This is a genomic window from Desulfitobacterium sp. (genome assembly GCF_982384815.1).
The window spans coordinates 1-10,186 of sequence record NZ_CEVWNY010000110.1 but is presented as its reverse complement, the minus strand read 5'-3'; the positions used below and the strand labels follow the sequence as shown (position 1 = coordinate 10,186).

At 46.2% G+C, this 10,186-nt stretch carries 12 protein-coding genes; 4 read left to right on the top strand and 8 right to left on the bottom strand.

Annotated features, from left to right (window positions below):
* Nucleotides 1–7 precede the first annotated feature (7 nt).
* The 7 genes from fliW to AC1U9U_RS13515 form a co-directional block, all read right to left on the bottom strand.
* Nucleotides 8–466 (bottom strand): flagellar assembly protein FliW, encoded by a 459-nt coding sequence (gene fliW, locus AC1U9U_RS13545; protein WP_479961083.1) that lies wholly within the window; start codon nt 464–466, stop codon nt 8–10.
* 12 nt (nt 467–478) lie between these two features.
* Nucleotides 479–1,030, bottom strand: a complete 552-nt coding sequence (locus AC1U9U_RS13540; RefSeq protein WP_479961082.1) for a DUF6470 family protein — start codon at nt 1,028–1,030, stop codon at nt 479–481.
* Between the two features lie 79 nt (nt 1,031–1,109).
* Nucleotides 1,110–2,096 carry a flagellar hook-associated protein FlgL gene (gene flgL, locus AC1U9U_RS13535; protein WP_479961081.1) on the bottom strand — a complete coding sequence of 329 codons (987 nt, stop codon included), beginning with the start codon at nt 2,094–2,096 and terminating at the stop codon, nt 1,110–1,112.
* Nucleotides 2,097–2,121: 25 nt separating this feature from the next.
* Nucleotides 2,122–3,903, bottom strand: a complete 1,782-nt coding sequence (gene flgK / locus AC1U9U_RS13530) for a flagellar hook-associated protein FlgK (protein WP_479961080.1) — start codon at nt 3,901–3,903, stop codon at nt 2,122–2,124.
* A 12-nt stretch (nt 3,904–3,915) separates the two neighbouring features.
* A complete protein-coding gene (locus AC1U9U_RS13525; RefSeq protein WP_479961079.1) occupies nt 3,916–4,395 on the bottom strand; it encodes a flagellar protein FlgN in 480 nt (159 codons plus the stop codon).
* A gap of 63 nt (nt 4,396–4,458) precedes the next feature.
* The gene (gene flgM / locus AC1U9U_RS13520) at nt 4,459–4,734 is read right to left on the bottom strand and encodes a flagellar biosynthesis anti-sigma factor FlgM (RefSeq protein ID WP_479961078.1); all 276 of its coding nucleotides are present in this window, start codon (nt 4,732–4,734) and stop codon (nt 4,459–4,461) included.
* Nucleotides 4,735–5,090: 356 nt separating this feature from the next.
* Nucleotides 5,091–5,696: a Uma2 family endonuclease gene (locus AC1U9U_RS13515; RefSeq protein ID WP_479961077.1), complete on the bottom strand. Its 606-nt coding sequence runs from the start codon at nt 5,694–5,696 to the stop codon at nt 5,091–5,093.
* 358 nt (nt 5,697–6,054) lie between these two features.
* Between AC1U9U_RS13515 and AC1U9U_RS13510 the strand changes: the two genes are divergently transcribed.
* Nucleotides 6,055–6,834, top strand: a complete 780-nt coding sequence (locus AC1U9U_RS13510; RefSeq protein WP_479961076.1) for a flagellar motor protein — start codon at nt 6,055–6,057, stop codon at nt 6,832–6,834.
* Between the two features lie 8 nt (nt 6,835–6,842).
* On the top strand, nt 6,843–7,670 hold the full coding sequence (locus AC1U9U_RS13505; RefSeq protein WP_479961075.1) for a flagellar motor protein MotB: 828 nt from the start codon (nt 6,843–6,845) through the stop codon (nt 7,668–7,670).
* A 31-nt stretch (nt 7,671–7,701) separates the two neighbouring features.
* Here AC1U9U_RS13505 and AC1U9U_RS13500 read toward each other — a convergent pair whose 3' ends face one another.
* Nucleotides 7,702–8,745: a M28 family metallopeptidase gene (locus AC1U9U_RS13500; RefSeq protein WP_479961074.1), complete on the bottom strand. Its 1,044-nt coding sequence runs from the start codon at nt 8,743–8,745 to the stop codon at nt 7,702–7,704.
* A 38-nt stretch (nt 8,746–8,783) separates the two neighbouring features.
* Here AC1U9U_RS13500 and AC1U9U_RS13495 point away from each other — a divergent pair, with 38 nt between their 5' ends.
* A complete protein-coding gene (locus tag AC1U9U_RS13495; protein ID WP_479961073.1) occupies nt 8,784–9,221 on the top strand; it encodes a YaaR family protein in 438 nt (145 codons plus the stop codon).
* A 121-nt stretch (nt 9,222–9,342) separates the two neighbouring features.
* Complete coding sequence (locus tag AC1U9U_RS13490) at nt 9,343–10,131, top strand: CheR family methyltransferase (protein WP_479961072.1); 789 nt, start codon at nt 9,343–9,345, stop codon at nt 10,129–10,131.
* Nucleotides 10,132–10,186 lie beyond the last annotated feature (55 nt).

Genomic DNA, 10,186 nt, shown 5'->3' with positions numbered 1-10,186 from the left:
CAGCATCTTACTCGCCTCCTTCAGGAGTTCCCTGAGCTTGTGTCTCAGGAAAAAGCTTGTGGCGGATAGAATACTCCGTTTTGTCCAGGATAATCTGTCTGCCGATACCCTTATCCCTATTGACAACGATGGGAGCCAAGAGATTGACTGTCATGTCGGTTATCTTTTCTCTTACGGTACCAATCAGAAAAACTTGAGGAGGGTTTTCTTCCGAAAGTTCCAATTCCCCGGCCAATTCATCCTCAAGGACAAACTCGTACTCCGGAATAAAAGGGAAGGGATCCACCAGCAGAAAGGATAAATCAGCTTCCGCAGTGGATTGAAGAAAGGAAAAAGGACTGTTTTCTTCATGGGGTAAATGGACAAAGGCTTTCTCGTCGAGAAAGCCAGGAATTCCATGGGGAAAATGAATGATCTGTTCAGGGGCCACTTCGAGGGTTCCAAATCGTGTGGATTCTATCTTCATTGCATGTTCCTCCTACACTTTAACATCTACTACGGAAATATCCAGTCTGGGATATTGAGTTACCCGGATATCCACCTTTCCAGGCCGGTAGTCGGCATCTACTCTTCCCCTTACCAGATTGTAGTTAATTTTGCCCGGAATGACTTCGATCTGAGCCGGGCTGGCTTCATAATGGATAGAGGGGGCGACGATGGGCTCAAAACTGAGCTCACCTTTTTTCTCGAAACAGGATTCATAAGCCATGTCGGCAATGGCATTGTTGGCAGGATTGCTAATCTGAGCCAAACGGTTACCCTTTTCCACGATGGCGGCAATACCTTCTAAGGCAGCCTTTCTGCCGCGATCATAGTTTTCCTGGGAAAGGGCGGCCCTGGTTTTGATGCCTATGGAATGATAATACTCCGTACTGTCAATGGTTAATTTCCCGGGCGGTTGGCTGATTTGCAACTGGGGAGGGATGTTCTCCATCTCAACCTTGGGGAGGTTGGTTTTCATATCTAACCAGGCATTACGTATATTATATTCCAGGCGAATGGGGTAACTCTTTATATTGAGTTGGAGCATCCGGCAACACTCCCTTTAGGCAGTCACTTTTTTTATTCAGCAATCTATATCATCTACTCGAATCTATCCGAATCCCGGTTTACCTCAAGAAATCCGCCAATGAAGGCTGAATTATCTTCGTTCCCACAGAAAGGGCCGCCTGATAAATGCTGTCCTGAGTTTTAAAGTTTACCAGGGTCTCGGCGATATCGGCGTAAAGAACGTTGGCGAGGGAATCTCCAAGATTGGCAGAAGTGGAATCCAGCTGAGTATAGACTGAATCCATACGGTTTTGCCGCGCACCGAGTTGAGCGCGAACATCGGAGATGTGATCCGCTTGAAGTTCCAGTTTAGCGAGTAGGACCTGCACCCCATCTTCATTTGGCCCCGTTCCATCATCATCCACTCCATTGATGTTCGATTCTTTCAGAGCTTTACTCAATTGAGCCAGAGTATCAAACATGGCAATCCCTGAACCACTGCCCTTCTTGTATTCATAGGTGGGAGGATTAGTGGAAGGGGTCTTTTCGACATATTCCCAGCCTGCTCCGAATAAATCATGCCCATTGACCGAGACTTCGATACTTAAATCACTGCCCACTTGGAATTTCTTCGTATCATCGGAGCCTTGCCAGTCAGCGGCTCCTTTGGGGAAGGGTTCCACATTGGCCGTCCCGCCAAAAATATATTTCGTGCCTACTTTGGTATTGGCTAACTCGATGACATGCTCCCGGATTTGATCGATTTCAATGGCGATCTTTTTGCGGTCCTCGTCATTCACCGTGGATGTGTTCATAGCATGAACGGCCAGTTCTTTGGCCCGTTGGATCATAGAGGTCATCTCACCCATGGTGTCATCTGTTGTATCCATATAGGCTATGCCCTCCTTGGCATTGGCCTTAAGTTGGTTCAGGTAGGCAATGTTGTTCTTAAAGCGCAGAGAATTCTCCGTCCCCACAGGATCATCGGAGGGACGGTTAATTTTTTGCCCAGTGGACATTTGATTCTGCAGTTTATCTATGCGGCCTTGAGCCGCCCAGAGATTAAGAAGTAGATTGCGGGAAAGCATATTATTGGAAATTCGCAAAGCGGTTCACCATCCTTCCTCCATTTTAACGGGTAACACCCATGCCGTTGACGATAGTATCCAACATACTGTCCAGCATGGTCACGATCCGCGCTGCCGCGGTATAACTTTTCTGGAATTTGATCAGGTTCGTAATTTCCTCATCCATGTTTACTCCGACCACGGATTGCCGCTGATTATACATATGGGTGACAAGAACGGCCTGACCTTCCTTCATCCGAGTAGCTTGCTGGGCATCCACCCCCAGTTCGGCGAGAGCCGCCCCGTAATAATCACCGATGGAAGCTGACGATAAAGGCGGAGTCTGAGCCAAAACTACAGGTTTACCATCGGCCGGATTCGTGGTTATAAGCCCGGTAGCCGGATCGATAAGAATATTCTGTCCTTCTAAAGCGTGTCCTACGGGGTACTTCAAAGTAGTACCTGCGGCAATATCCGCACTCGTTGCCCAAGCCACAGGCCGTCCGACGGCCGTATCCGTGGTTATCGCCCCAGTGGCCGGATTGATGAGAATAGTATTTCCTCCAGGGTTCTTCAGGTATAGATCGGTAAGCCCTGTCCACCCTGTAGCAAGAGAACTAAGAGCTTTAGCCACTTCTCCATCGCCAAAGTTATCTTTTCCGGTGGCAATTTTCCACGGTTCATCGATCAGGTCTTTGTTCACTTTAATATTGCGGGCGCTAATTGGGCTTCCATCTGCAGAGGTAAAGAAATCTTCTCCCAGATTGCCGTCCTTATCTATCCCTGTCTTATGAATGGCATTCACCGCTCCAGCAATACCTCGGGCCAGTTGGTTAAACTGATCCCGCAGGTAGGCCAGATGCGCATTCTCTTTGGTATCTCCCCCCAGCGGATCATACTCAAACCCGGAGCCCCGCAATAAGATGCTGGAACGGAGCTCTCCCAAGCCTTCACCCAAATCAACGGAGTTATCCCCCGAAGGGTCGTATGCTGGATGCCCCGGAGGCCATTTCACTTTGGCAAAGGGTTCTCCGCTCGCTCCAGCCGGAGGAGGAGTCTCCAACTGATAAGCCTTCGTATCATCGACCAGGATCTGGTCGGTTGCTTTTTCATTACCGATATACAGCCTAAAGATATTGACCTCCCGATCTGTAAAGTTAGGATCCCGGCTTTCCACGACCCGGACATTGACCAGCTTGGAAAGCTCATCCACCAGGGTGTCCCGTTTGTCCAACAGGTCATTGGGATTATTCCCGGAGACTTGGACCTTCTTAATCTGGAGATTCAGTTCCTGTATCTGCTTGGCATAGTTATTGATCTGGCCGATCTGGACCCGCACGCTGGAGTCGAGGCTTTTCTGCAATTCGGTAATCTGTTGGTCGATATGATGGAGGGTGTCGGTCATAGTCGCCGCTCTTTCCAAAACGACGGAACGGGCACCTGAGTTTTCCGGATTATTGGCCAGCACACTCCAGGCATTCCAAAATTGAGTCAAATCATTGCTCAAGCTATTATTCGAAGGTTCATTGAGAAGCCCTTCGATCTTCTGCAGGGTATTTTCACGGGCTGCCCAGTATTCATGTTTGGAGTTCTCCCAGCGGAATTGCCGATCAATAAAGATATCCCGGGCACGATCAATGCTTTGGACGGTGACCCCTGTACCAACGCTTAAATAGTGACCCATGCCGGGGATCCTGTCAGGCAAAGTCGCCTGTAAATTAACCACTTGACGGGTATAGCCTTTGGTGTTGGCGTTGGCAATATTATGTCCTGTAGTATCCAAAGCGACCTGCTGGGATTCCAGTGCCCGCCTTGCCAGCTCTAAACCGGAAAATGTGGAGCGCATACGAATCCTCCTCTAAATATTTCGATCGAGAAAGTGAACTTTTTTCGACCAGCTTTCTTTTTCCCCCGGGCGGTTATAGGTACTGCCACCGGGTTGTGCGGTAATCACGCTAAGGGTTAAGTCGGTCACTTTCATGGCCTGCTTAAGAAGCTGATTATTGAGTTCATTGACTTCTTTCAAATTCATAAGAACATTTTCCAATTCGGTCTTAACCTCTGTTAATTCGGGAAAACGCTCTGCTAATTCCTTTAAAGTAATTTTTTCGGGAACTTTCCCCAAGTATCGGGCGATTTGCTCCGCCCATAGAAGCCGCTCCTTTTCTAAGCGTGAGGCTTCGAGAAGAAGCTGTTCTTCGCGCACGGTGAGTGCTTCGATCGTATGAAGATCGTTATTAATCAGTGCCTGTTGCTTCTTTTCGGCATAGATTTTTAGTTCGCTATAGAGGGCTGCTTGGCGTTTAAGGTTCTCATTAAGTTGCTTGATTTCAGGCACAAGTACAACCTCCTTACAGGCAGAAGTAATATTTTGGGACTCCAAAGGAAATTCGCGGACTAATTACTCTTGACCAAGCAGCTTTTCGGCTATTGCTTGAGCATTGATCTTGAATTCCCCTTTATTAATCCGCTCGGTGATCTCGCGAATACGATCCTGCCGAACTTCAGGGATTTCCTTTACTTTCTGCAAAAGGCTCTGATAGACCTGTCCTTTATCAGAGACTTTGATGCCGTCTTGGCTTTGGCCATGAATTGCCGCCTTTTGAGTGATGGATGCCACCCGGTTCGTTGCTTGTATACTGCCAATCGAGGACATTGAGGTTCCATCAATTTTCATATCGAATCCACTCCCGTACACACTATCTTAATATGGTTATCGGCAAATTCTTTGGAAACATAAGAGGGGATTTACGAAGATTAGGTCTTTGAATATTGATATTTCTTTACTTTTTACAATATATCTAGCCCTTGCCTCAAAGAGTGCTTAATTTTTCTTGCTTCTTGACCATACACTATCATATCCGGATAACATAAAAAAGGAGTCTAGACTCCTCTTCAAAAGATCCTTCGCCAAGGCTCAGGATGACATATTTAGATGTTCCTATGTTTCGGGTCAAGATCCTTCGCTAAGGCTCGGGATGACATAATGCTTGTCAAGCTGAGCGGAGCGAAGAATCCTAGATAAGCCCCAGATTATAGTTCTTCGATTATCTTCTCCAGAGAAATGGTCAGGTCCTCAAAAATGCCAACGGGGATCGTTTCCTCAATGGGGTAAATAGTAGGTCTGGCGTATTTTCCGGATTGCTCCAATCTATAGACCATGATGATCTTATCTACGGGGTGAACTAGCCAATATTCCCCGACAAGAAATTTCTCGTAGAGGTTAAGCTTCTTTATATAGTCCTTGGTAACACTTGAAGGAGATACTACTTCCATGACTAAGTCCGGGCTACCGAGGCATCCTTTATCATCCAGTTTTTCTCGGTCGCAGATAATTGCTATATCAGGCTGAACCACATTAAATATGTTTTCGTCCTTAGCCTTATCCTCGGCAAGTCTTACATCAAATGGTGCCACATAGACCTCACAGGGTTTGTCTAGAAGATAATTGGCAATTTGGCGAAAAAACTCTCCCACAATCTTTTGATGAATTCTTGAGGGAGCAGCTGTCATGTCATAAGAGATGCCTTCAATCAATTCCACACGGGTATCATCATCCCAGGTCAAATAATCTGCGTAGGAATATTTTCTTGTCTGATAATTCTTTGATGATGCAACTTCTTTAACTTCTTGGCTCATCATTAATACCCCCCGTTAACCTTATACCCAAAGTTTAACATATTATGGCATCTCATGTCGAGCCTGATAAATTACTTCAACTCTTGACTATTCCGGCCCCAATTTTTTACTATAAATATAAATAAACAGCTGATGTTTCGGGTTAAGATCCTTCGCGGTGCTCAGGATGACTTTATTCAGCATGTGGTTGGATGGTATGTTTATGCAATAGGTCTTTAGCCCTATTAAGTTTTTCGCCCTTTTTTCCGATAACTCTACTGTGCCCAAGGTCAGTTCAACAAACAAAACATATGGTAAAGGAGGTAGCCGGGACTCATACATATTGTGACTTTTGGGGTAAGTTCCGGCCTAAAATTATATGGATATATCATCGATACTCGGTATATTGCTTGGTTTTGGGGCCTTAATTATTGGCTTTGTGCTTGAGGGTGGACATATAAGCTCCCTCTTCCTTCTTCCCCCTGCCGTTATCGTTTTCGGGGGAACATTTGGCGCGGTATTCGCCAGTTTTCCGCTCCAGGAAATGAAGAAATTTCCCACTTGGATCAAGATTGCTTTTACCGAAAAAAGCTACGGAACCTTAGAAGCTTATGATACCCTGGTGCGTTTTGCCGAAAAGGCACGGCGGGAAGGACTCCTTAGCCTCGAACAAGAGTTGGAAATGGTGGAGGATCGGTTTACCCGTCAGGGGATGCAACTGGTTATCGATGGTACCGACCCCGACATTACCAGGGAAATTCTTGAATCAAATATTGCAGTCATGGAGAAACGCCACAAAGTCGGGATTTCCGTCTTTGAGGCCGCCGGTGGTTATAGCCCCACTCTAGGTATTATCGGCACAGTTATGGGACTTGTCCACGTTTTGGGTAATCTCTCAGATCCGGAATCCCTCTCCAAATCTATCGCCGGAGCCTTTTTAGCAACCCTTTACGGCGTATGCTTTGCCAATATTCTTTATCTGCCTATTGCGACTAAGCTTAAACAAAAGGATAAGATCGAAGTAGCCGCCATGGAAATGGTGATGGATGGCATCCTCTCGATCCAAGCCGGAGAAAATCCCTCTATTCTTAAGGAAAAGCTAAAAACACACCTTGGGAATATGTCAGTGCCAATGCAAGTCAGCGAACGCAGCGAGTAGGTGAGCAAATGGCTAGAAAACGTGCAGAAGAACCGGAAAAAGATAATTCAGAACGTTGGCTTCTTACCTATTCCGATCTGATCACCCTCTTGATGATCTTCTTTGTTGTGATGTATTCCATGAGCAAGGTCGATGCGGAAAAATTTCAAGCCATTGCCGAATCTCTTAGCATTGCTCTCGGGGGAGGCACTCCTGCCCAAGTAGAAATCGGGACCACGCCCTCCGGACCAAGTATAATCGAGACCTACCCTACTAATACTCCCCAGCCCTCCGGGGAAACTTCACAAAAAGAAAATGGAGCAGGAAGTGGCAACGGTGGAGGAAACGCAGATATCGAGAGTATGACTATTGAAGCCATCAAGCAAAAACTAGATAAGTTTGCTCTAGATAATGGTATCGAGGCAAAGCTGGTCTCCAATATCGAGGAAAGAGGGTTGGTTATCAGTATCCAGGATACCTTGCTCTTTGCCAGCGGCTCTGCGGAAATAACACCTAGAGCCCGGGAAATCCTCGAAAAAATCAACAATGTCTTGGCTTCCGCACCCAACTACATTAAAGTGGAAGGACATACGGATAATCTTCCCATTAATACGGCTCGTTTTCCTAGCAACTGGGAGCTGTCTGTCTTGCGGGCGACCAATGTAGTCCATATTATGCAGGAGAAAATCCCCGCCGAACAGCTTTCCGCCGCAGGCTATGGGGAATACCGGCCCGTTGCCTCTAACGATAATGAAGCCGGGCGATCAAGAAATCGTCGGGTAGACTTGGTAATACTTCGCTCCAAATACGACTTAACGGAGCCCGGACAGTCCCCGGGAGCCACGAAATCCGAATGAGTCCTGGAGAAAACTCCAGGACTTAAGCCCATCAAAACGCCAATTCCTTGACGGCACGATAAACAATCTCCGCCGCCAACTCAACTTTCTCGACTTTTACATCACCGATAGTATCCTCAGGGGTATGGTTATTCTCCAGCCATTCCCTGGCCAAAAGGGTCACAGCCGGTATACCGACTTGGGCGAAGCTCGATTGATCGCTGTTGTGGCCCTCGCGTTCTACATACATAGCACTGGCCCCGGCCTCAGCAGCTGCCTTCTGGACCGCTTGAAAAGCTACATCCGACTTATTTTCCGTCCAGAGTCCAAAGTTGCCGATCATACCATTGCCGATGGTATCTACGTTAATGACTGCCTTAATCCTTTTGAGGGGAAAGGTAGGGTTGTCCACAAAGGTCTTAGAACCCAGGAAGCCCATCTCTTCGGCACTCCAGAAAGCAAATACGATATTTTTCTTGGGGGTCTCCTTCTCCCTAATCAGCCTGCGAATTACTTCCAAAACACAGGCTACACCGGAAGCGTTATCATTTGCCCCTGGGTAAACCTTACCTTGATGGGTACCGAGATGATCATAATGGGCGGAAACAAGGATAACCTCTCGTTCGTTTTCTCCGCTTAATCCACCTAGAATGTTCAAGCTGGGAGAGCGCAACATGTCGGGGTTACCGATGGAAAAGGTCAACCGGCTTCCGATAAAGGCTTCCTTTACCTCGGGAATGGTAAAGGCTTGGACATAGCTGGTTTCTTCATCACCCATGGGTTTTAAGCCCAGCATACTCAACTCCCTGGATAAATACTGTGATGCTCTTCCTTCTCCTGCTTGCCCGGCGCGGCGACCTTCCATTTCCTTAGCGGTTAAAGCCATGATATCATCCATGATTCCACGACTTAAGCGCTCCTCTTGAAAATATTCTTTGACGGTTCGTGCTTCCGGCGGGATAACATAAAGCTTGGCCCGGGGTTGTTTCATTAAGGGTTTTATGGCCATTATTAATTTGTTATCTAAGCTGGTCCAAGGTAAAATAAAAGCACCCAAACCCAATAGAAATTTTACAAAAACTCGTCTTGACTGCATAACAACGTCCTTTCGAAACCATTACAGGGGGAATATCTATGCCTATTCGTATCGACGGAGCCCAACAACTCGAGTCCCTCACCCGTTCTAATCCTTCATCCCAACGGGGGGACCTTGATTTTAATCAGGTTCTTACCCAAACCCGGAAGTTACAAAGCCAGGAGCTGCAAGATTTTTTGACTCGCGTAGAGAAAAAAGGGCAACAATTGGCTGAGAGTTTTTCCCTGCGTGATCTTTCGGAGTTTAAAGATATGATAAAATCCTTCTTACGCTCCACCTTCGGCCAAAGCCGCCGGGTCTCCGAGGAATCCTTCTGGGATTTTCAAGGGCGTCCCAAGGTACTTTCCCGCATCAATGATATCGATAAAGCCTTGGAAGAGCTTGGGCAAAAAGTTCTGGAAAAGCAGGCTAAGCCTTTAGAAATTTTAACACAAATTGATGAAATTAGGGGATTGATCATTGACTTATTTGGGTAATTTCCTATGATAGATATGTAATATATTTAAATTAGAATACTAATCAGTAAGTATTAAATATTTCCGTTTTATGCGCCGTACAATTTCTCTCATACAAACAAATCAGAAAAGAGGTGCTTCCTTGGTAAACTTAGAGACAAATACATATGAGTGGTTTATAAAAGCTTTTCATCCGAAAAGCGGCCTTGACCTTAACTTCTATAAGCAGAACCAAATGGAACGGCGTATAAGAAGCTTTATGTCCTCAAACAACTACAAAACCTTCCCGGAATTCATTAAAGCCCTGGAGCATGACCGGGTCTTATTTGATGCCTTTTTTAAACATTTAACTATCAATGTCACCCAGTTTTTCCGAGATACGAACCAGTGGAAGACCCTGAGGGAAGTCATTATCCCTAAGCTTCTTGAAACAAAATCCTCTCTCAAAATCTGGAGTGCCGGATGCTCCAGCGGCCAGGAGCCTTATTCAATGGCTATTACCATGCTGGAATATTTCCCCCAAGCCAGGTTTAGTATTTTGGCAACGGATATTGATGTTAATGTACTGGACCATGCTAAAAAAGGTATTTATAAACAACCGGATTTTGCCAGCACTACCCCGGAAATTATCAAAAAGTACTTCACACCGGTGGATGGCGGGTACCAGGTTAAGGATCAGGTCAAAGGTCGTGTCACCTTCCAGCGACAAAATCTTCTCACAGACCGCTTCGATACGGGGTTTGATCTCCTCGCCTGCCGTAATGTGGTCATTTATTTCACCGAAGAGGCCAAAGAAATGCTTTATCGTAAATTCGCTGATTCCTTGACGACCGGCGGTATTCTCTTTACCGGTAGCACGGAGCATCTTTTCGGTATGAATCATTTGGGCTTTAAACTGGTTTCCTCGTTCTTTTACCAAAAACAAAACTAAGGACAATTACTATTTCATTATAACTGAACCAAAGCAAGCTTAGAAGGCTTGCTTT

Excerpts from the sequence above, each read along its gene's own strand:
- flgK (WP_479961080.1), bottom strand. The coding sequence starts at position 3,903 with ATGCGCTCCACATTTTCCGGTTTAGAGCTGGCAAGGCGGGCACTGGAA.
- AC1U9U_RS13495 (WP_479961073.1), top strand. The coding sequence starts at position 8,784 with ATGCCTATTCGTATCGACGGAGCCCAACAACTCGAGTCCCTCACCCGT.
- AC1U9U_RS13515 (WP_479961077.1), bottom strand. The coding sequence starts at position 5,696 with ATGAGCCAAGAAGTTAAAGAAGTTGCATCATCAAAGAATTATCAGACA.
- flgM (WP_479961078.1), bottom strand. The coding sequence starts at position 4,734 with ATGAAAATTGATGGAACCTCAATGTCCTCGATTGGCAGTATACAAGCA.
- AC1U9U_RS13500 (WP_479961074.1), bottom strand. The coding sequence starts at position 8,745 with ATGCAGTCAAGACGAGTTTTTGTAAAATTTCTATTGGGTTTGGGTGCT.
- fliW (WP_479961083.1), bottom strand. The coding sequence starts at position 466 with ATGAAGATAGAATCCACACGATTTGGAACCCTCGAAGTGGCCCCTGAA.
- AC1U9U_RS13505 (WP_479961075.1), top strand. The coding sequence starts at position 6,843 with ATGGCTAGAAAACGTGCAGAAGAACCGGAAAAAGATAATTCAGAACGT.
- AC1U9U_RS13510 (WP_479961076.1), top strand. The coding sequence starts at position 6,055 with ATGGATATATCATCGATACTCGGTATATTGCTTGGTTTTGGGGCCTTA.
- AC1U9U_RS13540 (WP_479961082.1), bottom strand. The coding sequence starts at position 1,030 with ATGCTCCAACTCAATATAAAGAGTTACCCCATTCGCCTGGAATATAAT.